Here is a 22,934-nt window from a genome sequence, read left to right on the forward strand (position 1 = left end):
GCGTCCGCGGCACGCCACTCGAACACATGACGGTGTGTAGTCGTGCTGCTTTGGAGAGTGAGCATCGCTCCGCTAGTCTCCGCCGGGCATCGCGTGGGCCGGACCGGACTTGTGGAGTGTCGAGCGTCGTGACCAATTCTCAGGGCAGCCACCGTGCCGGACATGGCAGACGTCGCGGGGCCGGGACTGACATGGACGCCGCTGTGTGGCCCAGCACCGAACCCGAGCCCACAGTGCCGTGGTTCGCCCCCACCGAGGTGCTGGTCCCGCACCAGGCACCGCCACCACAGCCGCAGCCACCACTGCCCGCTCCGGACCCCGGCGGCGCCGACGTCGGCGCTGACGCAGGCGCCGACCGTACCCCGCGCCGCCGCCTCGTCCCGCAGGCACTCGTCGTCGCCGTCCTGGCGGGCGGCACCTCCGCGTTCGTCGCGAGCGACAAGGCCGTCAAGCTGAGCGTCGACGGCACCCCGCGTACGTTCCACACCTTCGCGGACGACGTGGACGAACTCCTCGCCGACGAAGGCGTGAAGATCGGCGAGCACGACATCGTCGCCCCCGGCCGGGGCGCCGAACTCACCAACGGCGACACGGTCGTTGTCCGCCACGGCCGCCCCGTCATGCTCACCCTCGACGGCCGGCGCCGCCAGATCTGGACGACCGCCGACACCGTCGAGGGAGCGCTGCGGCAGCTCGGCGTCCGCGCGGAGGGCGCCCTGCTGTCCGTCTCGCGCTCGTCGGCGATCCCGCGCAGCGGACTGGCGCTGGACGTCCTGACGGAGCGCACCGTCACGTTCATGGCCGACGGGCGTGAGCGCACCATCCGTACGAACGCCGCGACCGTACGCGAGGCCCTGGCCGACGCCGGGCTCACGCTGCGCGGCGAGGACACCACCTCCGTACGGCCCGACAGCTTCCCGCGCGACGGCCAGACGGTCACCGTGATGCGCATCACCGTCGGCGAGATGGTGCGGGACGAGGTCATCCCGTACGACACCGAACGCACCTGGGACGCCTCACTCTTCACCGGCACGGAGGTGATCACGCGCCAGGGCGAGCAGGGCACGCGCCGCCTCACGTACGCCGTGCGCGCTGTCAACGGTGTGAAAGAGAGACCCCGCAAGATCGCCGAGAGGATCGTCCGCGCGCCCGTCACCCAGCGCGTCAGGGTCGGTACGAAGCAGCGCCCGGCCCCCGTCGCGGGCACCGGGGGCCGGGCCCCCGTCGCGGGCGCCGACGGCCTCAACTGGGCCGGACTCGCCGCCTGCGAGTCCGGCGGCCGGCCGGACGCGGTCGACCCCTCGGGGACGTACGGCGGGCTCTACCAGTTCGACACCGGCACCTGGCACGCCCTCGGCGGCAGCGGGCGCCCGCAGGACGCGTCGGCGGAGGAGCAGACGTACCGGGCGAAGAAGCTCTATGCGCAAAGGGGGGCGAGTCCGTGGCCGCACTGCGGCCGTAGGCTGCACGGGTGAGCACCACAGAGCCCCCTGATGCCCTGCTCGGCCCCGCGGACGTGCGCGAGCTGGCCGCGGCCCTCGGCGTACGCCCCACCAAGCAGCGCGGCCAGAACTTCGTCATCGACGCCAACACGGTCCGCCGAATCGTCCGCACGGCCGGCGTACGCCCCGACGACGTGGTCGTCGAGGTGGGCCCCGGGCTCGGCTCGCTGACGCTGGCGCTGCTGGAGGCGGCCGACCATGTGACGGCCGTCGAGATCGACGACATCCTCGCCGCCGCGCTCCCGCGCACGATCGAGGCCCGGATGCCGGCCCGCGCGGGGCGCTTCTCGCTGGTGCACGCGGACGCGATGCGGGTACAGGAGCTCCCTGGGCCGGCGCCCACGGCGCTGGTGGCGAATCTTCCGTACAACGTCGCCGTGCCCGTCCTGCTCCATATGCTGGAGCAGTTCCCGACGATCGAACGCACCCTGATCATGGTCCAGGCGGAGGTCGCGGACCGGCTGGCGGCGGCGCCGGGAAACAAGGTGTACGGCGTGCCGTCGGTGAAGGCCAACTGGTACGCGGAGGTCAAGCGCGCCGGAGCCATCGGCCGGAACGTGTTCTGGCCCGCGCCGAACGTCGACTCGGGTCTCGTCTCCCTCGTACGGCGCGCGACGCCGTTGACGACCACGGCGTCGCGTACGGAGGTCTTCGCGGTCGTCGACGCGGCCTTCGCGCAGCGCCGCAAGACGCTGCGAGCGGCGCTCGCGGGGTGGGCCGGGTCGGCACCGGCGGCGGAGGAGGCACTGGTCGCGGCGGGCATCTCGCCGCAGGCGCGGGGGGAGTCGCTGACGGTGGAGGAGTTCGCACGTATCGCGGAGTCGAAGGGAACGCTCACGTGAGTGACACGGGCACGAACAAGGACACGAGCACGGGCACGGGCACGGACAGGGTGACCGTACGGGTCCCGGCCAAGGTCAACGTCCAGCTGGCGGTGGGCGCGGCGCGCCCCGACGGCTTCCACGACCTGGCGAACGTCTTTCTGGCGGTGGGTCTCTACGACGAGATCACCGTGACCCCGGCCGACGAACTGCGCATCACCTGCGCCGGCCCGGACGCGCACCAGGTCCCGCTGGACGCGACGAACCTCGCGGCGCGCGCGGCGACAGCACTGGCGCGGCGGCACGGGAGGGAGCCGCGCGTCCATATCCACATCGACAAGGACATCCCCGTCGCGGGCGGCATGGCCGGCGGCAGCGCGGACGGCGCGGGAGCACTGCTCGCCTGCGACGCGCTCTGGTCGCTGGGCTCGTCCCAGGCCGAACTGCTCACCATCTGCGCCGAGTTGGGCAGCGACGTGCCGTTCAGCCTGCTGGGCGGCGCGGCGCTCGGCGTCGGCCGCGGGGAGCGGCTGACGCCGCTGGACGTCGGGGGCACCTTCCACTGGGTGTTCGCGGTCGCCGACGGGGGGCTGTCGACCCCGGCGGTGTACGCGGAGTTCGACCGCCTCACCGCGACGGCGGACGTCCCGCCCCCCACCGCCGACCCAGCCCTGCTCACGGCCCTGCGCACGGGCGACGCGACCTCCCTGGCGGCCACCCTCACCAACGACCTCCAGCCCGCGGCCCTCTCCCTGCGCCCCTCCCTCGCGACAACGCTCACCACGGGCACATCGGCGGGCGCCCTGGCGGCCCTGGTCTCGGGCTCGGGCCCGACGACCGCGTTCCTGACGAAGGACGAGGAGTCGGCGACGACGGTGGCCGAGGCCCTGCTGGCCTCGGGCAACTGCCGTACGGCCAGGGTGACTTCGTCACCGGCGGCGGGTGCGCGGGTGGTGTCGTGACAGGCGGATCGAAGAACGTGGCCGATCCGGCCGTTTCCGCAGTCGGAACAGAGTCGCTGATCGCCCTGCTGCGAGAGATCGCCGACAGCTCCGACGGCCTCGTAGAGCTCCGCCCCGGCCTGTCCGACAGCCGGATGGACGCGTGGGCGGCGCCGGTGCCCGAAGAGATCCGCGTACTGCTGCGCGCCGTGGGCGGTGTCCGGATCGCCTTCGGCCGCCGGAAGGACAACGGCACCTGCCTCTTCTCGGAGATCGACTTCGACGAACCGCTCAACGAGGGCAAGGCCCCCGGCGGCGGGGACGGCAGTTGGTACGTGAGGCAGGCAGGCGGCCCCGGCACCCACCGCTTCGTCCATCTCGACTCGGCCGGTGGCTTCACCTACGTGGACGTCGACCGTGAAACCGGCGCCTGGGGACCGGTGTTCATCTTCTGGGACGACAACGACTCGATACTGCTCGACGGTTCACTGCACGCCTGGCTGCACCGTACGGCCGTATGTCTGCACGGAGCCCTGCGAGACGCCGCCGGGAACGTGCACGCGTTCGACTCCGCGTTCACGGAGACCTGGAAGGAACCGCAGCGGAACACGCCTCAGGTGCCGACGATTCCCGCCGCCGAGGCACGGACCAGCCCGGACCCGGTCATCCGGTCCGTGGCCGCCGCGCTCCCCGACGACGGGGCCCTGGCCGACCTCCGCGAGGTGGCCGGCGCCGCGCTGGTGATGTTCGACTTCCCGGAACTCTGCCGGTTCGGGCGGGCCCACCGCGGAACCGTCCTTACCGCGATCCCGGCGAGTCCGGACGAGGAAGACTGACGCGTAAGCCGCCGACGGTGACTAATGGCCCGCCCCGCAAGAGGTTCACTGTACGTGAGTCCTCGGTGCGCTTAGTGTGATGCGTCACGCGGGCTTGAAGGGGGTTGGGCGGATGGAAGCGGAACTGGCCACTCTGGCGGCCACTGCCGGAACAACCCTCGTCACTCTGCTGGCGACGGACACCTGGAACAGCATGAGAGAGGGCATGGTGCTGCTCTGGCGGCGGGCCCGGCCCGATTCGGCCGAGGATGTCGGCACCGAACTCGACGCCTCCCGTGAGGAGTTACTCGCCGTACAGGCCGCCTCCGACCGACAGAACGAGACGGAGACGAGAGCCGAGATCAGGGCGGAGTGGCAGGGGCGGGTCCGAAGACTGCTGTACGCCCACCCTGAGCTGGCCGAGGACCTGAGGGCGCTCCTGGCCGAGACGGCGTCGGCCGCTCCCGCGTCGCCCGTTCCGCCCGTCCCGACCCAGCAGGCCACTGCCTCCGGTGAAGCGCGGATCTATCAGGCCGGTCGTGACCTCCACCTCGATCAGCGGTGACCGGTCGTAACGACGGGCAGGCCGAAGGCCAGGGCCGCGTTTATCAGGCGTCGGGTGATCAGCACATCACCGAACATCACCATCACGACCTGCCGGGCCGGGGACTCTCGGACCAGAATCCGTCGCCGCGCGGTCCGGACTCGGTACGCCACCCAGCCGTGGGCCGAGCCCCCGCGATACTGCGGGATCGCGACGGGCTCATGCTGCGCCTGCGGGCCGCCGTCGCCCACGGTGCGGCAGGCGAGGTGCTCGTCCTCCACGGTCTCGGCGGCTGCGGCAAGACCGCTGTCGCCCACACGCTCTTCCGGCACGCGGCGAACGAGGCCGGCCGACTCGGCCTCTGGGTCAACGCCTCCGACCACGCTTCCTTACGCGCCGGAATGCTCGCCGTGGCCGCCGACCGGGGAGCGCGCGACGGCGAACTCATGGCGGCGCGCAACGGGCTCCGGGCCGCCGCCGACCTCGTCTGGGACCGCCTCGACGCCTCCGACAGACCCTGGCTGCTGGTCTTCGACAACGCGGACGATCCGGCGGTGTTACGGGACGGAGGCTGGCTGCGAACAAGCCCGCGCGGCACGGTACTCGTGACCACGCGTCAGTCGGCCACGCACTGGTGGCCGGCGGCCGAACTGCTGCACGTCGGAGTGCTGCCACGGGACGACGCGGCCCAGGTGCTGTGCGATCTCGCACCCGGAACCGGGACCGCCGAGGAGGCCCGCACCGTCGCCGACCGGCTGGGCCGGCTACCTCTCGCACTCACCCTCGCCGGTGGATTTCTGGCGCATCAGGTGATCGAACCCTGGACCATGTCCGAATACGGTCGGCGCCTCGAAGACCGCGGGGACCCGATCGAACTCATCGACCGGGGCGCGGGCGCCGTCGGCGGCGACTCCCGGCATCTGGTCAGCGGCACCTGGCAACTTTCGCTGAACGCCCTTGTCAGGCAAGGCATGCCGGACGCGACTCCAATTCTGCGCCTGCTGGCCTGCTGGTCCGACGACCCGCTCCCGATCTCACTGCTCGGCGGCGTCGAGTTCGGACCGGAACTGCCGGCGGCCCGTGTGGAACCCGCGCTTCGAGGACTGCTCGACCATTCACTCACCGAGCTTGTGTCCAGCGGCGACCTGCGGTGCCTCCGTACCCATGGGGTGCTGCTCGACAGCGTCGCACGCGGTACACCGGACGACCGACGTGAGTCGCTCGTCGCCACAGCCGCGGGGCTCCTCGCGGCGGCGCTCCCGGAAGCACCGGAGCGCGGGACACGGGACCCGCTGCTCAATCTCCTTTCCCCGCACGTCTTGGCGCTCCTCAGACGTGTGAGGGACTGGTCCGGGGTGAGTCAGCCGACGGCGGAGACGGCGGCCGAGTGCGCTCTGAGGCTGGTGATCGGTCAGCACCGCTCCGGTGAGTACGCCTCCGCTCTGGCAGCGGCGACCGAGGCGGCGGAACTCGTGGCGCGGCGGCTGGGCGAGGAACACATTCTTGTCCTCCGGCTCCGTCAGCGCGTGGGAAAGGCCCTCGACCGACTCGGGCACCTCCAGGATGCGGCGGAATGTCACCGGCAGGTGCTTGCGGACCTGGAGCGCCTGTCAGGCGCCGACTCACCGGACACGCTGACGAGTTGCCTCCAGCTCTCACGTCCGCTCACCTGGCTGGATCGTACGGCGGAGGCAGTGGCGCTGATGCGCAGGACGGTGACAGGCCGCTCGGCGACCCTCGGTCCTCGGCATCCTCTGACGCTGGAAGCGCGGACCTGTCTGCTGGAACTCCCACCTGGAGCTGAGCTGGAGGAGGAAGTGGGAGGAGGTCCCGAGCTGGTCGCCGTCTGTTCACGCGAACTCGGCCCGCACCACCCAACCACTCTGGCGGCGGAACTCAACTGCGCACACGCCCTCTTCAACACCGGTAGCCCAACCGAGGCACTGGCGCCGGCGCGCCGCGCCTTGACCGCACATGAACGTCGTTACGGAGCCGAATATCCGATCACCTTGGCCGCACGAAGCCTGCTCAGCGCTGTCCTGGCCGCCCTGGGTGAGAGCGCGGAGGCCATTGAGCAGATCGAGAGGGTCATCGAGGGGCGAGAGCAAGTGCTCGGCCCTGCTCATCAGTGGACGTTGGCGGCCCGTAAGAAGCGCGACAACTACCGGAAGCAGCAGAACGGCTTACCTGGAGGACACGAATGATTCGTGGGTGGGAAGCAGATCCCTCATCACCGCTGGCCCGGCGCCTGGGCAAATCCCCCGAAGAACTGGGCACGACGGGTGGTGAGTCCGGATGCCCTGACATCTGGGAACTGGAGAACGGGGACATCGCCGTCATCGGCAGGGACCTCACTGATTCCTACCGCGCAGAGCTACCCGACGGCGTGAAGATCGCTCCGGACGAGCGCTTGGTCGTCATCCCGCGCAGGACGGCCGTGGCCGCGAAGGCGGACACCCCCGATGCGTAGGCTGCTGATCGAGGCTTCCGGCGACCGGCTTGCGCTGGACGACTATCTGGAGGATTTCGACAAGCGCTTCTGGAACGCCGGCTCATTCGGTGAAGCGGGATTCTGGAAGTTCGAACGTCAGCAGTCCTTCAGAGAACCAGGGGTGGAGAGCTGGGAGGCGTTCTTCCGTGGGGACTGGGACGCGTCTCTGGCGTTGATCGCCGGACAGAGAAGCCATTACGAGCAGTACTTCCAGAAAATCGCGGACCACGGTTTCGGGCTGCATCGTGTTCGAGTGGTCGAGGAGCCCGTCACTCCCTATCTGCAATGGGAGCTTCATCTCCTGCGACTGAAAGAACAATGCGGCGAGGATACGCGGATCGTGCAGGCGGATGCCATCTCGCTGCTCGAATCCGGTACGCAGTTACCTGAGATCGCCATCATCGGGTCGTCCGCGTTGTACGAAATCATCTACGATGACGACGGGACACTGGCCGGCGGTGTCAGGTACACCGACGGCCGGCTGATCGCGGAGTGCCGGGAAATTATTCGAGGAATTCACAGATCCGGCGAGCAGCTCGACAGCTTCTTCAAGCGTCGGGTGCTCTCCCTCCCGCCGCCCGAGGTTGAAGGGGCATGAATGCGTGTCATCTTGGTGTCCTACTCCGCCCGCGGGTTCGCGGTCCTTCGCGCGGCCTGTGCGGAGTCAGGGCATCTGCCTGTGGCGTATCTGCACGCTCGGTCACTACGCCCCGGTGGGCCAACGAGGGCCGGGGCCGGGCCGGTGGTCGCTGAGATCGTCGAGAGCGTTCCGCCAGGGGTGGACCTGCTGCTGCCAGGAAGTAAGAAAGTGCTGCTGGCGCGGACGCTACGGGAGTACGAGGCCGACATCATCGTCTGTTATGGATTCCCCTGGAAGTTTCCTCCCGCAGCCTTGCAGGCCACGGCATCAGGGGCCATCAATGTGCATACGTCGATGCTGCCGAAATATCGAGGGCCCATCCCGGTGAACTGGGCGATCCGAAACGGGGACAGTGAGATCGGGGTAACTGTCCACCACATGACTGAGGAATTTGATTCCGGTGGGATTCTGGTCCAGGAGTCTGGAATCGCGCTGGACGATGATGTGGTACCGGATCTGCTCTGGAATGAGGTGGACGAGGTCATCGCTCGGCTCCTTCCCGCTGCGCTGACGCGTGTCGAGGAAGGGTTTCCAGGAATTGCTCAGAGTGAAGACCAGGCATCCTACGCCGGATGGATGGAACCTGGATTCTCCTGTATTGACTGGAGTCACACGAGGAACGCCATCCACAATCAGGTACGGGCCACGCGATTCGGCAGTTCAGGAAAGTCCGGCCCGATCGCGAACCTGCCCGGCGAACAGATCAGAGTGCTGCGGACCTCGCTCGAACCTACCGGCGGCAGGCAGGTGATGTGCGCGGACGGTCCTCTGTGGATCGTGGCTTCGATGCCGGTCTGACTGGGCGTCACATGGAAAGCCCGTCAATGGATGAGCCCGGAGCTTCCCGTACGTGCTGGTGCCCGTCGAGGGGGAACGGTGGCCGGGCGGGCAGGGTCTGGCGGTAGGTGTAGCCCGCCTTCTCCGCGACACGGCAGGAGGCGAGGTTGTCGACCTGGTGGAGCAGTTCGAGACGGGTGACTCCGGGGAGGGTGCCGAACGCCCAGCCGGTCAGGGCCTCCAGCGCCCGCGACGCGATCCCGCGCCCGCGGGCCTCGGCGGCGGTCCAGTACCCGACCTCGGCGCGATCGGCTTGGTCCGCGGCCCGTTTGACGACGACGTTGGCCACGAGCCGACCCTCTTCATGTACGGCAAAACTGAGCCGCTCCCCGGTCCGCCACCCGTCCCGCTGAATCGCCAGCCACCGCAGCGCGTCGTCCACTCCCGTGACAGGCAGCCGAGTCCACTGCCGGATCACGGGATCGCGGTAGATGTCGATCAGCGGCTGGATATCACTGTCGTCCCAGGGCCGGAGGTCGAGGGCGGGGTGCCCGTCGGGGCTCGGGTCGACGTGGAGTTCGGCGGTCAACACACCGCCGATTATGTCCGAACAGTCTGGCCCTCTGAACGGTCTGGACGGTCTGGACGGTCGACTGTCAGACCCCTGGGCTAGATTCCCGGCATGACACATTTCGTACTCGTGGCAGGCGCGTGGCTCGGTTCGTGGGCGTGGGACGACGTGGTGGCCGACCTGCGGGCCGCCGGGCATGACGTGCACGCGCTGACGCTGTCCGGCCTCGCCGAGAGGCGGCAGGAGCGGCGGGATGCGCCCATTGGTCAGGAGACACACGTCCAGGACATCGTGGACGCGGTCGAACGCCTCGACCTGCGCGACGTCGTCCTGGTCGGGCACAGCTACTCGGGCATCCCGGTCGGCCAGGCGGCCGAGCGGATCGGTGACCGGCTGGCCCGCGTGGTGTTCGTCGACTCGAACGTGCCGAAGGACGGTGAGTCCTTCGTCTCCGCCTGGCCGGACGGCAGGGCGGCGGTAGAGGCGTCGATCGCCGAGAGCGGCGGCTTCTGGGCGCCGCTCACGGCTGAGGAGTACGAGGGGCAGGGCCTCACGGACGAGCAGATCACCCGCATCGTCTCGGGCGCGACGCCGCACCCGGGCGGGACGCTGACCGAGGCGGCGAAGCTGCACCGCCCCCTCGGTGAACTCCCGGCGACGTACATCAAGTGCCTGCTGGACTGGCCGGAACCGAGCCCGGACGTGGTCGAGTTGCTGAAGAGTGAGCAGTGGCGGCTGGTGGAGATGAACACGGGCCACTGGCCGATGTTCTCGCAGCCCCACGAACTGGCCCAGATCCTGCTCAACGCCTGACCACCGGCCAGGCGTGGTTCGTCATCGCCTCGGCCCGGTCCCGTAGCAGCGACTGGGAGTGCGCGGATCTCTCCGTCGTGTGGTGAGGCGCCAGAGCGTGATCAGGAGGTCGGTCCGGGCCGGGCCCTTACCCCGCCGACCGCGCCACGTCCTCCAGTACGCGGCGGTAGGTGTCCCACGAAGTCCCTTCGTCCGACGGCATGTTCTCGTTGCCCTTCCGCATTCCGACCGCGCCGTCGATCAGCTCCCGCACGATGTCGGCGTGGCCCGCGTGTCGGCCGGTCTCGGCGATCACGTGCACCAGGATCCGGTGCAGTGTCACCTCGCGCTGGTCCTCCCGCCACCACGGGACGTGACCGGTCGCGTCGAGCGGCAGCGCGGCGATCGTGCTGTGCGCGTGCTCCCACACCTGGTGGTACAGCCCGATGATGTCCTCGCGCGACTCGTCCGCGGTGGCCCACATGTCCGCGTTCGGCTCGGCGTCGTCCCCGTACCACGACGGCACTTGGCCCTCGGCGAAGAACGGCCGCCCGAACACTTCGCCGAAGTACCCCGCCTCGACCCCGGCGAGGTGCTTGACCAGCCCCAACAGGTTGGTCCCCGTGGGTGTCAGAGGGCGGCGGACGTCGTACTCCGAGAGCCCGTCGAGCTTCCACAGCAGGGCGTCACGCGCGGCTTGCAGATAGCGGAGAAGATCCGCCTTGGGCTGATCCGTCGTGGGCTGATCCGTCTTCGGGTTCGTTTGCACCATGGCGTGCAGTCTTTCATTCGGTGCCGACGACCGGGCTCCGCGCGGTTGCGAGGGTGCGCAGGAGGGCGGCGCTGTCGGCGTCCGCCGGGTAGTACGACTCGATCGAGATCTCGTCCAGCGTGATGTCCTGGGGCGTTCCGAACGTCGTGATGGTTGAGAAAAGGCTCAACTCCCGCCCCTGGAAGCGGAAGATCATCGGAGTCGCGACCTCCGACTCCGGCGAAGGCGGAGGCACCGCCTCCTCGGGCCCGTCCTCCGCGAAGAACTCGTCGTACAGCGCACCGACCACCGGATCACCGGTCCGCGCGACCTGCCGGGACAAGCGGGCACGGAGGAACGAGCGCACCTCGGCCAGGTTCACGATCCGGGAGGCGAGGCCCCGCGGGTCGAGACCCAGCCGCACCATGTTGACCGGCGCGACGAGCAGATCGGGATCGACGTCCGCGAGGAAGTGCTCGACCGGGGCGTTGGCCAGCACGATGTTCCACCGCCCGTCCACGACCAGCGCCGGATACGGCTCGTGCGCGCGCAGCACCCTGACCACCGCGTCCCGGACGGCCGACATGTCCGGTCCGTCGAGTGGCCGCTCGCGGTATCTCGGCGCGAACCCGGCCGCCACCAGCAGCCGGTTGCGATGCCGCAGCGGCACCTCCAGCTGAGCCGCGAGCCGCAGCACCATGTCGGCGCTCGGCCGGGACCGCCCCGTCTCCACGAGGCTGACGTACCTCGGCGAAACACCCGCCGCCAGCGCGAGATCGAGCTGGCTCAGCTGTCGACTGTGCCGCCACTCGCGCAGCAGACCACCCACCGTCTCCACGGCCCCGACCTTAAACGCAGGCTCCGGCACGGTCCATGAACTGCGAGTTCATCGACAGCCCACACCTGCTTGGCCACACTCCGGGCCATGAACACTGACTACAAGGGCCTGGTACTCAACTGCCTGGAGCTGTACGGCAAGGGCGACCTCGACGCCGTCGCAGGTCTCCTGCGCGACGACTACGCGGATCACGGCCTGCCCTTCCGGACCTCCACGAAAGCGGACTGGATCGCGGAGGCGCGGAAACTGCCCCTCGCCGAGCTGCGGATCGACATCCGCCGTCTCGTGGCGGAAGGCGACTACGTGACGATGTTCTCCCGGCGATGGCTGCCCGGCGGGGCGCTCGACATCGCCGTCGCCGACATCTTCCGTATCCAGGACGGCCTGATCGCCGAGCGCTGGGAGGTCGTCGAGCAGATCCCGGCCGGCGCCCCGAATCCGGTGGCGATCCTCTGAACCGTGCGGTAGCCGGGCATGGTGAAGACTGCCGGGATGGAGTTCTTCTGCTACCACCGCGACCGGCCCGGCTCCCTGGCGCTGCGCCATGAACTGCTGGAGGAGCACTGGTCGTACATGGACGGGTACGCACGGGAGATGATCGCCCGCGGCCCGACCCTGGCCGGCGACGGCACACCCACCGGCAGCGTCCACATCCTCGACCTGCCGAACCCCGCCGCCGCCCGCGCCTTCGCGTTCGACGAGCCCGGCTATCAGGCCGGTGTGTACCGGGACGTGTCGCTGCGCCGCTGGCGCAACGTGCTGGGGCGCACCATGTGGGACTTCCCCGGCGGCCCCGAGGACGGCAACCGCTACCTGGTGCTCGGCCTCGGCTCGGGACCGGCGGGGCCGGGCGGAGCGGCCGTCGACCTCGCAGTACCGTCCGACTCCGGCGAGCTGATCGCGTACGGGCCGTTGATGTCCGACGACGACACCGCGTGGCTGGGCACGGCCGCGCTGCTCCGCGCCCCGGACCCGGAGACGGCTCGGGCCGTCCTGACGCCGGAGGGGTACGCCGGCATCGAGGTCCACCGCTGGCAGTTCGGTGGGCGGTCGTGAGGTGCCACCAGTGGCGCTACATGGCGTCACGTGGTGCCACCAGAGGTGCCAAGGTGAGGCCGTGGCTCCGCGTGGTGTCACATTGATGTGCGTTGCTGTCTGCTCATTCTTGCAGGTCAGGGTCGTGCTGCTGGTTTCCGCCCGCCGTTGATTCCGGCATGGGCTTGCGTGTGGTGCCAAAATAGTGCCACTATTGCGCCATGGACCTCACGCCGTATGTCGACAACCTCCGCCGCGAACTCGCGGTGGCCGCCGAATCCGGCGGCGAAGAAGCCCGCGAGCTGGCCGAGCGGCTCACCGCCCCCCTGGAGTCGGCGACCCGCCTGACGATGCTCAACGTGCTCTCCGCCGCGATGGACGAGATCACCCGTGAACTCGCTCCGGGCTCGGTCGACGTACGTCTGCGCGGGCTCGACCCGGACTTCGTCGTCACGCCGCCGCCGCGCGACGAGACGTACGAGACGTACGACGCGTACGAGGGCGGGAGCGGGCCCGCCGAGCAGCCGCTCGCGCCGGCCCCGGCGCCCGCCGACGGCGACGAGGGTGGCACCGCCCGCGTCAATCTGCGCCTGCCCGCCCATCTGAAGACGCGGGCCGAGGAGGCCGCGAGCCGCGAGGGCCTGTCGGTCAACGCGTGGCTGGTGCGGGCCGTGTCGGCCGCGGTCGACGGCGGCACCCCGTCACGTACGACGGAGAAGACCCGCATCACCCGGACCGTCGGACAGAGCTACACGGGCTGGGTGCGCTAGGCCGTGTTTCAGAAGTCCCGCCTGGCGCGCGACGCCCGGCACGCACGCTCGCCGCGTTGTCGGAGTCGCCCGAGTACGCCCAGTACGAGAGCGATCCTCCGCCTTGCGATCGCACGCACCGGACACCGTGGGGCCCGCCCTGCGGGCGGACGGCGCTACTTCTAAAACACGGCCTAGCCGCTTCGACGCCGGTCCAGCGCAGCCCATTGCGCTCCACTCCACACCACTTCGAATCACTTCACTTCGCTCCAAGACCCAAGAGGACGGGACAGCCATGCCTTCTTCCGACGCTCCCTTCGCCACTCCCGAGCCGATCTCGGCCACCGCCCATGTCGAAGCCGGATCCATCCAGTTCATCGCGACCGACCGCCTCGACACCGTCGTCGACGTACAGCCCCGCGACCCGAAGAAGGATCAGGACGTACGGACCGCCGAGCAGACCGAAGTGCGTTACGCGAGCGGCCTGTTGACCATCAGGACGCCCAAGAGCCGCTACTTCGTCGGGCGCACCGGCACCGTCGACGTGACCGTCGAACTGCCCACCGGCTCGCAGGTGGAGATGACCGGCGCCTGGGCCCAGACGCACAGCGACGGCCGGCTCGGTCAGGTCCGCGTGAAGACCTCGTCGGGCGATGTACGCCTCGACACCACCGGGCCGCTGAACGTGACCGCGTCCCACGGCAACATCATCGTGGAGCGTGTCGAAGGGGCTGCCGAGATCACCACCAGCACCGGCAGCCTGCGCTTGGGCACCCTCGAAGGCCCGGCCGTCCTGAAGAACTCGCAGGGCACCACGACCGTCGCCAACGCCCTGGGCGATCTGCGCGTGAGCGGCGCCCACGGCGACATCCTCATCGAGAACGCCGAGGGCTCCGTCGCCGCCACCACCGCCCACGGCACCCTGCGCCTTGAGGAAGTCGCCCGCGGCACCGTCCAGTTGGAGAACTCCTACGGCGCCATCGAGATCGGCATCCGCGAGGATACGGCCGCCTGGCTCGACGCCAGCTCGGGCTTCGGTCAGGTACGCAACACGCTCACCGCGTCCGCGACTCCGGACGAGTCCGAGGACACCGTCAAGGTCAAGGCCCGGACCCGCCACGGCAACATCGACATCCGCCGCACCCGCACCCGCCCGCGCGCCTGACCGGCACCCGCGCACCTCAGCCGCAGCCTCAGCCTCAGTCTCAGTCTCACCCTCGCCACCGACCAGCGCCCACTCACCGCGCCTTCGAATGGAGGGCTCCATGCCTTCTTCTGTCATGCCCATGTCCATGTCGCCCAGGCCGGGCGACGGCCACCCGTCGCCCGCAGCCGTCAGCACCGCCGATCTGCGCAAGTCGTACGGCGAAAAGACCGTCCTCGACGGCATCGACCTGCGCATCCCGTCCGGCACCGTCTTCGCGCTCCTCGGACCGAACGGCGCCGGCAAGACCACCACCGTGCAGATCCTGTCCACACTCATCGCCGCCGACGGCGGCCAGGCCCAGGTCGCGGGCCACGACGTCGCCTCCGCACCGGAGGGTGTGCGCGCCGCGATCGGCGTCACCGGGCAGTTCGCCGCACTCGACGACCTGCTCACCGCCGAGGAGAACCTGCTCCTCATGGCCGACCTGCTGCGCCTCGGCAAGCGCGAAGGGCGGTCCCGTACCAAGGAGTTGCTGGAACGCTTCGACATCGCGGACGTCGCACACAAGCGAGCCGCGTTCTTCTCCGGCGGTATGCGGCGCCGGCTCGACCTCGCCATGACGCTGGTCGGCGACCCGCAGGTGATCTTCCTCGACGAGCCGACGACCGGCCTCGACCCGCGCAGCCGCCGCACCATGTGGGAGACCGTGCGCTCGCTGGTCGCCGGAGGCGTCACCGTCTTCCTCACCACGCAGTACCTGGAGGAGGCCGACCAGTTGGCGGACCGGATCGCGGTGCTCGACGGCGGCCGGATCGTCGCCGAGGGCACCGCCGAGGAGCTGAAGGCGCAGATCCCCGGCAGTCACGTACGGCTGCGGTTCACCGACCTCGACGAGTACGGGCGCGCGTCCGCCGCCTTCCCGGGCGCGGCCCTGGACGACGAGGAACTGGCCCTGCGTATCGCGAGCGACGGCGGACTCGACGCGCTGCGCTCCCTGCTCGACCGGCTCGACGCCACCGGCGTGCGCGCAGCCGACTTCTCCGTGCACACCCCCGACCTGGACGACGTGTTCCTCGCTCTGACCGGCGACGGCACCCCGGGCGACGGCACCACCGGCACCCGCACCCCCCTTCACGTCAAGGAGACCCTGCGATGAGCACCCTCACCCTCAGCCACGCCCTGCACGACTCGAAGACGATGCTGCGGCGCAACCTGAAGCACGCGATCCGCTATCCCAGCGTGTCGCTCGGCTCGGCCATGATGCCGATCCTGATGCTGCTGCTGTTCGTGTACGCCTTCGGTGACTCGATCGGTGCCGGAATGGGCGGCAGCCGGGGCGTATATCTGGAGTATCTGACTCCTGGCGTCCTGATCATGGGGGTGGCGGCCGGGGTCATCTCGACGTCCATCGCTGTCTGCTCCGACATGACCAAGGGCATCATCAACCGCTTCCGCACCATGAACATCACGCGTTCGTCATTCCTGACCGGTCATGTCATCGGCAGCGTTCTCCAGACGATGGTGAGCCTGGTACTGGTCGTCGGCGTGGCGCTCGCGCTCGGCTTCCGCCCGGACGCGAGCCCGGTCGAGTGGCTGGCGGCGGCCGGGCTGCTCGCGGGCATCGCCTTCGGGGTGACGTGGCTCGCCGTGGGGATCGGGCTGGTGTCCAAGACGGTCGAGTCCGCGAGCAACAAGCCGCTGCTGATCCAGTTCCTGCCGTTCCTCGGCTCCGCGTTCGTGCCGGCCGAGTCGATGTCGCCGGGTCTGCGCTGGTTCGCCGAGTACCAGCCGTTCACCCCGATGATCGAGACCCTGCGCGGCCTGCTGACCGGCACGGCGATCGGCAACGACGGCTGGATCTCGCTGGCCTGGTGCGCCGGGATCGCCCTGGTCGGTTACGTGTGGTCGCGCTCGCTCTTCAACAGCAGTACCACGGGCTGAAGGCGACTGAAGGCGGGGCAAGCGCGAGGGCGGGGTGCTCACTCACCGGGGAGGTGAGCACCCCGCCCTCGCCTGTTCAGGCGCCTCGGTGGGGCACATCGGGTCGCGTGTTCACCGACCACATGTGCGTGCACCGCGGGCACTGGAGGTGGAGCACCGGCCCGCTGTTGGAGATCAGATAGCGCCAGTGCTCGCCGCAGTTGCGGGTGCCGGCGCACACCGCGCAGTGCCGGGCGTCGTCACAGACGGGGCAGGCCACCCAGGCGCGCCGGGAGGCGTCGGCCTGCGGATCAATGGGCAGGCGCACGACCCGGCCCGTCCTCCGGCAGGACCCCGGCCGCCACCAGCATGTCGTATGTGCGCTGCTGCTCGGCGTCCAGGCCGGAGTAGAGGAGCGCGTACGCCTCGTCCTCGCCGCGCAGGGCGGCCACCGGGTCCCAGTCGGGCCCGAGCGCGGCCACGACCTCGGCCCGTCGCCGGGCTTCCTCGAAGGTCAGGTCGATGTCGAAGGGTATGAGGTCGGGAGCGGGGTCGGTGCCGTTGTCGTGGTTCATGGCGAGACTTTCGCTGTGCGGGTGCCGGGTGCCGGGTGCCGGGTGCCAGTGGTACCCCTCCATCTGTAGCAGGCGGCGGCAGGGGCAGGGAAGGGTGGCCTAAGTCGTCCTGGTCGGCCCGGTCGATCCCGTACGGCAGTGCGTCCCCGGATCGGCGGACGGGGGTGGGCTGTTGCCGGCGCGGGGCCCCTCGCCCGCCCGCGGTGCTGTGACGTACTTCACGTTTGCGTGGTGAGGGTGAGGAAGAAGTCCCGGATGTCCCCGGCCAGCAGCTCCGGCACCTCCATCGCGGCGAAGTGGCCGCCGCGGTCGAACTCCGACCAGTGCCTGATGTCGTACAGCCGCTCGGCCAGCGGTCGCACCGACTGGGTGATGTCGTACGCGAACACCGCCACGCCCATGGGTACCGGGCACGGCTCCGACCCCCGCGCGGCGTCGTGGTGCAGGCGGGCCGAGGAAGCGGCGGTGGCGGTCAGCCAGTACAGCGAGATGCCCGTGAGTATCCGCTCGTCACTGATCGGCGAACGCGGGTCGGTCCACTGCGCGAAGCGCTCGGCGATCCAGGCCAGTTGCCCGACCGGCGAGTCGGTCAGTGCGTAGCCGATGGTCTGCGGGGTGAGCGCCTGAAGTGCCTGGTACGGCGGACGGTTCGCCATCAGCTGCCTGACCTTGTCCAGCCGGGCCTCGTCCGTCTCGGAGAGTCCGATGCCGGCGTCCGGAACCGGTCTGGTCGGCAGGTAGTTGACGTGCACGCCGACGACTCGCTCGGGTGCCACGGCGCCGAGCGCGGTCGAGATGCCGCGCTGCTGTCGAAGCTGCTGGACCACCATGGTGGGCGAACGGGTGCGTCCGGGGAGACGTGGCGCTGAGGGGAGGGCGATGGTCGCCGGGTGCCGTCGGGGGCGGGTTCGGGATCTCCGGAGGGGTATGTCCGGACGGCATGATTTACGGTGCGTGCCCCGTTCGTTGGATCCGATGAGGCCTTCTTGTTCACGCGCCACAAATCAGCCTGAGTGTCCGAACACACCCTTCCTGCGACCCCGCCCCCCTCACGCCGCCACGTGCTGCGGTTCAGACCGCGGGCGGCGGGAGAAGCGCCGGGCCCGGCCTCGTGTCCGGCAGGAGCTACGCCGCGTCGATGCGCGAGACGCTGCCGCCCAGGCCGAGCACGTACAGCTCGCCGTCGCCGCCCTCCACGAACGAGATGACCTCGCCGCCGTTGACTCCGAGGTCGCCCTGGCCGGTCACGGCGCCGTTCTCGATCTTCAGGGTGCGGAGCGTGCCGTCGCAGTAGTCGCTGTACACGTACTGGCCCTTGAGATCCGGGACGGCGTCGCCGCGGTAGACGTAGCCGCCGGTCACCGAGCAGCCCAGGCCGTTGCGGTCGTACTCGTGCACCGGCGGGACGTGGTTCGCGGGCTCCGTGCCGCCGCGGAAGGGGTGGTTGCCCTCCATGGAGGCCCAGCCGTAGTTCTCGCCGCCCTTGCTGTTCGCCGGGGCCCAGTCGATCTCCTCCCACTCACTCTGGCCGACATCGCCGACCAGCATGTCGCCGGTGCCCGAGTCGAAGGAGAACCGCCAGGGGTTGCGGAGCCCGTACGACCAGATCTCGTCCTTCGCGCTCGGGTCGTTCACGAACGGGTTGTCCGACGGGATGGCGTACGGCTCGGCGCCGGCCGGGTCGATGCGCAGGATCTTGCCCAGCAGAGTGTCGAGTTTCTGGCCGTTGCCGTGCGGGTCGCCGCCCGCGCCGCCGTCGCCGAGGGCGATGTAGAGGTAGCCGTCGGGACCGAACTTGATGTCGCCGCCGTTGTGGTTCTCGTACGGCTGCGTCTGGGTGAGGACCGTACGCCGGGTGTCCGGCTGGATCGCGCCGTCCCGCACCGCGAACTCGTCGATCGTGCTGGTGCCTTCGAGGTCCGTGTACGAGATGTAGAAGTGCGCGAGTTCGTTGTCGAACGCGACGCCCAGCAGGCCGCGTTCACCCGTGGTCGTGGTCTCGTCGGAGATGTCGAGGACCGGCGCGCCGAGTCCCTGGTCGGTCAGGACCCGTACGGTGCCCGCGCGTTCGGCAATCCACACCGTGCCGTCGGGCCCGGCGGCGCCGGCGATCGGGTTCTGGGCCGTGGCCACTTCCGTAAGGGCGACCGCCGCCTGCTGTGGGGCGGCGGGCTCGTCGGCGGATGCCGAGCCCAGGGCGAGGGAGCCGATGAGGCAGATGGTGCCGATGATCGCCGAGCTTCTGGTGCGAATTTTCACCGTGGCCTCCTGGAGGCGGCGAGTGGGGGGACCCGGCTGCTCGGGCGGAGTTGTCGGCGGTGTCGCCCGTGCCAGCGCGCAACCTGGGTGGGGGGATTGAGTGCAACTGGCCACGGATGAGAATACAGAGACAGGGGTGGCCTGGCCTAGACCAATACTGGTCCTTTTGGCCTCGCCCAGCTTTCAGGCCCGGTGCCGAGACCGCGGCACCGGGCCTGACCTGACCTGAGTAGTCGTTACGCCGGGTCGATGCGGGAGATGCTGCCGCCGATGGCGAGCACGTACAGCTCGCCCTCGCCGTCCTGGACGAAGGAGATGACCTCGCCGTTGATGACTCCGAGTTCGCTCTGGCCGGTCACCTTGCCGTTGTTCATCTGCAGGGCGCGCACTGTGCCGTCGCAGTAGTCGCTGAACAGGTACTGGCCCTTGAGGGCCGGGATCTTGGCGCCGCGGTAGACGTAGCCGCCGGTGACCGAGCAGCCGAGGCCGGTGCGGTCGTACTCGTGGACCGGGGGTACGTGGTTCGCCGGTTCCGTGCCGCCGCGGAAGGGGTGGTTGCCCTCCATGGAGGCCCAGCCGTAGTTCTCGCCGCCCTTGCTGTTCGCCGGGGCCCAGTCGATCTCCTCCCAGTCGCTCTGGCCGACGTCCGCGATCAGCATGTCGCCGGTGCCGGAGTCGAAGGAGAACCGCCAGGGGTTGCGGAGCCCGTACGCCCAGATCTCGTCCCTGGCGTTGGGGTCGTTCACGAACGGGTTGCTCTTCGGGATCGTGTAGGGCTTGCCGCTGTACTTGCCGCCGAGCGGGTCGATGCGCAGGATCTTGCCGAGCAGGGTGTCGAGTTTCTGGCCGTTGCCGTGCGGGTCGCCGCCCGCGCCGCCGTCGCCGAGGGCGATGTAGAGGTAGCCGTCGGGACCGACCTTGATGTCGCCGCCGTTGTGGTTCTCGTACGGCTGGGTCTGGGTGATGACGGTGCGCCGCGTGTGCGGCTGGAGTTTGCCGTTGCGCAGGGCGATCTCATCGACGGTGCTGGTGCCTTCGAGGTCCGTGTACGAGATGTAGAAGTGCGCGAACCACTTGTCGAACGCGACGCCCAGCAGCCCGCGTTCGCCGTCGGTGGTGGTCTCGCTGGAGATGTCGAGAACGGGCTGGCTGAGTCCCTGGCCGGTCAGGACCCGTACGGTGCCCGCGCGTTCGGCGATCCACACCGTGCCACGGGGCCCTGCGGCGCCGGCGATGGGGTTCTGGGCGGTGGCCACTTCCGTGAGCGCCACGTCTGCCGCCGGGCGGGGGCCGCGGGGCTCGTCGGCGGAGGCCGTGGTCAGTGCGAGGGACGCGATGAGGCAGATGGTGCCGATGATCGCCGAGCTTCTGGTGCGAACTTTCACCGTGACCTCCTGGAGGCGGCGAATGGGACCCGGCTGCTCGGAGCAGTGTTGGGTGGGCGTCGCCCGCGCCGGCACGCAACCCGGGTGAAGGATTTGTGCGCTACTGGCCACGGATGAGAATACAGAGACAGAAGTGTTTGGCCTAGACCAATGCCCCTGCCTCTTCGCCTCTGTCCATCTACCTTCATTGCGCTCTCCCCGGCCCCGCCGCCCACCACCCGGACCGAGCCCGCGCCCCACCCCCGTGCCGACTACGCTGGGAGGCCGGTCCATCCGGCCCGTCGTACCCGAAGCACCCGTCGCAGGAGTGAAATGGCCGTCAATCTGGTCAATGTCGAGGCAGTCACCAAGGTGTACGGCACCCGTGCGCTGCTCGACGGTGTCTCCCTCGGGGTGTCCGAAGGGGACCGGATCGGGGTCGTCGGGCGGAACGGGGACGGGAAGACCACCCTCATCCGGATGCTCGCCAAGCTGGAGGAGGCCGACACCGGACGGGTCACGCACAGTGGGGGGCTGCGGCTCGGGGTGCTCACGCAGCATGACTCGCTCGATCCCGAGGCCACCGTCCGGCACGAGGTCATCGGGGATCTCGCCGATCACGAGTGGGCCGGGAACGCCAAGATCCGAGACGTGCTCACCGGGCTGTTCGGCGGGCTCGACATGGCCGGGTTTCCGCAGGGGCTCGACACCGTCATCGGGCCGTTGTCCGGTGGCGAGCGGCGGCGGATCGCGCTCGCGAAGCTGCTCATCGCCGAACAGGACGTGATCGTCCTCGACGAGCCGACCAACCACCTCGACGTCGAGGGCATCTCCTGGCTCGCCCGGCATCTGCGCGAACGCCGTTCCGCGCTCGTCGTCGTGACGCACGACCGGTGGTTCCTGGACCAGGTCTGCACGCGGATGTGGGACGTGCAGCGCGGCGCGGTGCACGAGTACGAGGGTGGCTACTCCGACTACGTCTTCGCCCGCGCCGAGCGCGAGCGCATCGCCGCCACCGAGGAGTCCAAGCGGCAGAACCTGGTGCGCAAGGAGCTGGCGTGGCTGCGGCGCGGCCCGCCGGCCCGGACCTCCAAGCCGCGCTACCGCATCGAGGCCGCCAACGAACTGATCGCGGACGTGCCGCCGCCCCGCGACACCTCCTCGCTGATGAAGTTCGCCAACGCGCGTCTCGGCAAGACGGTCTTCGACCTGGAGGACGTGACCGTCCAGGCCGGGCCGAAGGTGCTGCTCAAGCATCTGACCTGGCAGCTCGGCCCCGGCGACCGGATCGGCCTCGTCGGTGTCAACGGCGCGGGCAAGACATCACTCCTGCGCGCGCTCGCCGAGGCGGCCCGTACGCAGGGAGACGTCCAGCCCGAGGCCGGGAAGGTGATCGTCGGACGGACCGTCAAGCTGGCGTATCTGTCGCAGGAGGTGGGGGAACTCAAGCCCACCTTGCGGGTGCTGGAAGCCGTTCAACAGGTGCGTGACCGGGTCGACCTGGGCAAGGGGCGGGAGATGACCGCCGGGCAGCTCTGCGAGCAGTTCGGTTTCGGCAAGGACAAGCAGTGGACGCCTGTCGGCGATCTCTCCGGTGGTGAGCGGCGCAGGCTCCAGATCCTGCGGCTGCTGATGGACGAGCCCAACGTGCTGTTCCTGGACGAGCCGACGAACGATCTCGACATCGAGACCCTCACCCAGCTGGAGGACCTGCTCGACGGCTGGCCCGGTTCGATGGTCGTCATCAGCCACGACCGGTTCTTCGTCGAGCGGACGACGGACAAGGTGTACGCGCTCCTCGGCGACGCCACCCTGCGTCATCTGCCGCGCGGTATCGACGAGTATCTGGAACGGCGGCGCAAGGTCGTCGAGTCGGCTGCCCCGGCGTCCGCCCCGGCCGCCGCTCCGGCATCCACCGCCTCCCCATCCGCCGTCTCCGCCAAGGACAATCGCGCCGCCAAAAAGGAACTCCAGCGAATCGAGCGCCAACTCGAGAAGATGTCGACCCGCGAGACCGCCCTTCACGGACAGATCGCCGAAAGCGCCACGGACTTTGACAAGGTGGCGAAACTCGACAGCGAACTCCGTGAACTCGTGGCGCAGCGCGACGAGTTGGAGATGCGCTGGATGGAGCTGGCCGAGGACGCGTAGAGGTCCCGTACAGACCTCATAACAACCGCGTCACGGGCCGGTCCTCCCTTGGGAACAGGGGGCGACCGGCCCGTCCCGTACTGGGGTGCGAGTGATACAAAGAAGGCCCGCTCGACTGACGTGACACTGCGGATCCCAAGCCCGAATCGCTCCATTCCGGTGGCCCCAGCTGACATTTGACAGCTGAATTCCCGACCGCCGGAACAGCGGGGGAGACCGACCGGACGAAGGACCGTACGACAAGGGGGAAG

25 protein-coding genes are annotated in these 22,934 nt (G+C 69.4%); 17 read left to right on the forward strand and 8 right to left on the reverse strand.

Annotation, left to right across the window (positions count from 1 at the left end):
* The first annotated feature begins 128 nt into the window (after window positions 1-128).
* The 9 genes from ACIBLA_RS08425 to ACIBLA_RS08465 all read left to right on the forward strand — a co-directional run bounded on the left by ACIBLA_RS08425 (window position 129) and on the right by ACIBLA_RS08465 (window position 8,552).
* Window positions 129-1,475: a ubiquitin-like domain-containing protein gene (locus ACIBLA_RS08425; RefSeq protein ID WP_399198143.1), complete on the forward strand. Its 1,347-nt coding sequence runs from the start codon at window positions 129-131 to the stop codon at window positions 1,473-1,475.
* Window positions 1,472-2,344, forward strand: coding sequence for a 16S rRNA (adenine(1518)-N(6)/adenine(1519)-N(6))-dimethyltransferase RsmA (rsmA, locus tag ACIBLA_RS08430; RefSeq protein ID WP_399198144.1), 873 nt, complete (start codon window positions 1,472-1,474; stop codon window positions 2,342-2,344). Before ACIBLA_RS08425 ends, rsmA begins: the two co-directional genes overlap by 4 nt.
* A complete protein-coding gene (locus ACIBLA_RS08435; RefSeq protein WP_399198145.1) occupies window positions 2,341-3,285 on the forward strand; it encodes a 4-(cytidine 5'-diphospho)-2-C-methyl-D-erythritol kinase in 945 nt (314 codons plus the stop codon). Before rsmA ends, ACIBLA_RS08435 begins: the two co-directional genes overlap by 4 nt.
* The gene (locus ACIBLA_RS08440) at window positions 3,282-4,100 is read left to right on the forward strand and encodes a hypothetical protein (protein ID WP_399198147.1); all 819 of its coding nucleotides are present in this window, start codon (window positions 3,282-3,284) and stop codon (window positions 4,098-4,100) included. Before ACIBLA_RS08435 ends, ACIBLA_RS08440 begins: the two co-directional genes overlap by 4 nt.
* A gap of 112 nt (window positions 4,101-4,212) precedes the next feature.
* On the forward strand, window positions 4,213-4,644 hold the full coding sequence (locus ACIBLA_RS08445; RefSeq protein WP_363242084.1) for a hypothetical protein: 432 nt from the start codon (window positions 4,213-4,215) through the stop codon (window positions 4,642-4,644).
* On the forward strand, window positions 4,641-6,827 hold the full coding sequence (locus ACIBLA_RS08450; RefSeq protein WP_399198148.1) for a tetratricopeptide repeat protein: 2,187 nt from the start codon (window positions 4,641-4,643) through the stop codon (window positions 6,825-6,827). Before ACIBLA_RS08445 ends, ACIBLA_RS08450 begins: the two co-directional genes overlap by 4 nt.
* Window positions 6,824-7,093 (forward strand): hypothetical protein, encoded by a 270-nt coding sequence (locus ACIBLA_RS08455; protein ID WP_363242083.1) that lies wholly within the window; start codon window positions 6,824-6,826, stop codon window positions 7,091-7,093. The genes ACIBLA_RS08450 and ACIBLA_RS08455 overlap by 4 nt, the downstream gene beginning before the upstream one ends.
* A complete protein-coding gene (locus ACIBLA_RS08460; protein ID WP_399198149.1) occupies window positions 7,086-7,712 on the forward strand; it encodes a DUF6879 family protein in 627 nt (208 codons plus the stop codon). Before ACIBLA_RS08455 ends, ACIBLA_RS08460 begins: the two co-directional genes overlap by 8 nt.
* Window positions 7,713-8,552 (forward strand): methionyl-tRNA formyltransferase, encoded by an 840-nt coding sequence (locus ACIBLA_RS08465; RefSeq protein WP_399198150.1) that lies wholly within the window; start codon window positions 7,713-7,715, stop codon window positions 8,550-8,552. It begins immediately after the preceding gene.
* A 7-nt stretch (window positions 8,553-8,559) separates the two neighbouring features.
* Here ACIBLA_RS08465 and ACIBLA_RS08470 read toward each other — a convergent pair whose 3' ends face one another.
* Window positions 8,560-9,123: a GNAT family N-acetyltransferase gene (locus tag ACIBLA_RS08470; protein ID WP_399198151.1), complete on the reverse strand. Its 564-nt coding sequence runs from the start codon at window positions 9,121-9,123 to the stop codon at window positions 8,560-8,562.
* A 90-nt stretch (window positions 9,124-9,213) separates the two neighbouring features.
* Between ACIBLA_RS08470 and ACIBLA_RS08475 the strand changes: the two genes are divergently transcribed.
* Window positions 9,214-9,915, forward strand: a complete 702-nt coding sequence (locus ACIBLA_RS08475; protein ID WP_399198152.1) for an alpha/beta fold hydrolase — start codon at window positions 9,214-9,216, stop codon at window positions 9,913-9,915.
* A 127-nt stretch (window positions 9,916-10,042) separates the two neighbouring features.
* Here the strand turns inward: ACIBLA_RS08475 and ACIBLA_RS08480 are convergent, their stop codons facing one another.
* Both ACIBLA_RS08480 and ACIBLA_RS08485 read right to left on the reverse strand, forming a co-directional pair.
* Window positions 10,043-10,666, reverse strand: coding sequence for a DinB family protein (locus ACIBLA_RS08480; RefSeq protein ID WP_363242073.1), 624 nt, complete (start codon window positions 10,664-10,666; stop codon window positions 10,043-10,045).
* A 13-nt stretch (window positions 10,667-10,679) separates the two neighbouring features.
* Complete coding sequence (locus tag ACIBLA_RS08485) at window positions 10,680-11,483, reverse strand: helix-turn-helix transcriptional regulator (protein WP_363242071.1); 804 nt, start codon at window positions 11,481-11,483, stop codon at window positions 10,680-10,682.
* An 87-nt stretch (window positions 11,484-11,570) separates the two neighbouring features.
* Between ACIBLA_RS08485 and ACIBLA_RS08490 the strand changes: the two genes are divergently transcribed.
* From ACIBLA_RS08490 to ACIBLA_RS08515, 6 genes are all read left to right on the forward strand, one after another.
* Window positions 11,571-11,939: a nuclear transport factor 2 family protein gene (locus tag ACIBLA_RS08490; protein WP_399198153.1), complete on the forward strand. Its 369-nt coding sequence runs from the start codon at window positions 11,571-11,573 to the stop codon at window positions 11,937-11,939.
* Window positions 11,940-11,975: 36 nt separating this feature from the next.
* Window positions 11,976-12,539 (forward strand): YciI family protein, encoded by a 564-nt coding sequence (locus tag ACIBLA_RS08495; protein WP_363242218.1) that lies wholly within the window; start codon window positions 11,976-11,978, stop codon window positions 12,537-12,539.
* 200 nt (window positions 12,540-12,739) lie between these two features.
* Window positions 12,740-13,288 (forward strand): hypothetical protein, encoded by a 549-nt coding sequence (locus ACIBLA_RS08500; protein WP_363242069.1) that lies wholly within the window; start codon window positions 12,740-12,742, stop codon window positions 13,286-13,288.
* Window positions 13,289-13,562: 274 nt separating this feature from the next.
* Entirely contained in the window at window positions 13,563-14,432 is an 870-nt protein-coding gene (locus ACIBLA_RS08505) for a DUF4097 family beta strand repeat-containing protein (protein WP_399198154.1), read from the forward strand.
* 121 nt (window positions 14,433-14,553) lie between these two features.
* On the forward strand, window positions 14,554-15,570 hold the full coding sequence (locus tag ACIBLA_RS08510) for an ATP-binding cassette domain-containing protein (RefSeq protein WP_399198239.1): 1,017 nt from the start codon (window positions 14,554-14,556) through the stop codon (window positions 15,568-15,570).
* Window positions 15,567-16,355, forward strand: coding sequence for an ABC transporter permease (locus ACIBLA_RS08515; RefSeq protein ID WP_399198155.1), 789 nt, complete (start codon window positions 15,567-15,569; stop codon window positions 16,353-16,355). The genes ACIBLA_RS08510 and ACIBLA_RS08515 overlap by 4 nt, the downstream gene beginning before the upstream one ends.
* Before the next feature lie 76 nt (window positions 16,356-16,431).
* Here the strand turns inward: ACIBLA_RS08515 and ACIBLA_RS08520 are convergent, their stop codons facing one another.
* From ACIBLA_RS08520 to ACIBLA_RS08540, 5 genes are all read right to left on the reverse strand, one after another.
* The gene (locus ACIBLA_RS08520; protein ID WP_399198156.1) at window positions 16,432-16,662 is read right to left on the reverse strand and encodes a hypothetical protein; all 231 of its coding nucleotides are present in this window, start codon (window positions 16,660-16,662) and stop codon (window positions 16,432-16,434) included.
* Entirely contained in the window at window positions 16,646-16,909 is a 264-nt protein-coding gene (locus tag ACIBLA_RS08525; RefSeq protein ID WP_399198157.1) for a DUF6400 family protein, read from the reverse strand. Before ACIBLA_RS08525 ends, ACIBLA_RS08520 begins: the two co-directional genes overlap by 17 nt.
* A 218-nt stretch (window positions 16,910-17,127) precedes the next feature.
* Window positions 17,128-17,739 (reverse strand): alpha/beta fold hydrolase, encoded by a 612-nt coding sequence (locus tag ACIBLA_RS08530; RefSeq protein ID WP_399198158.1) that lies wholly within the window; start codon window positions 17,737-17,739, stop codon window positions 17,128-17,130.
* Between the two features lie 295 nt (window positions 17,740-18,034).
* Complete coding sequence (locus tag ACIBLA_RS08535) at window positions 18,035-19,168, reverse strand: PQQ-dependent sugar dehydrogenase (RefSeq protein ID WP_399198159.1); 1,134 nt, start codon at window positions 19,166-19,168, stop codon at window positions 18,035-18,037.
* 236 nt (window positions 19,169-19,404) lie between these two features.
* Window positions 19,405-20,553: a PQQ-dependent sugar dehydrogenase gene (locus tag ACIBLA_RS08540; protein WP_399198160.1), complete on the reverse strand. Its 1,149-nt coding sequence runs from the start codon at window positions 20,551-20,553 to the stop codon at window positions 19,405-19,407.
* Window positions 20,554-20,865: 312 nt separating this feature from the next.
* On the opposite strand from ACIBLA_RS08540, the gene ACIBLA_RS08545 reads away from it, so the two are divergent.
* Complete coding sequence (locus ACIBLA_RS08545; protein WP_399198161.1) at window positions 20,866-22,683, forward strand: ABC-F family ATP-binding cassette domain-containing protein; 1,818 nt, start codon at window positions 20,866-20,868, stop codon at window positions 22,681-22,683.
* Window positions 22,684-22,934: the final 251 nt, after the last annotated feature.

The sequence above is a fragment of the Streptomyces sp. NPDC050433 genome (assembly GCF_044458565.1).
Classification (GTDB): Bacteria; Actinomycetota; Actinomycetes; order Streptomycetales; family Streptomycetaceae; genus Streptomyces.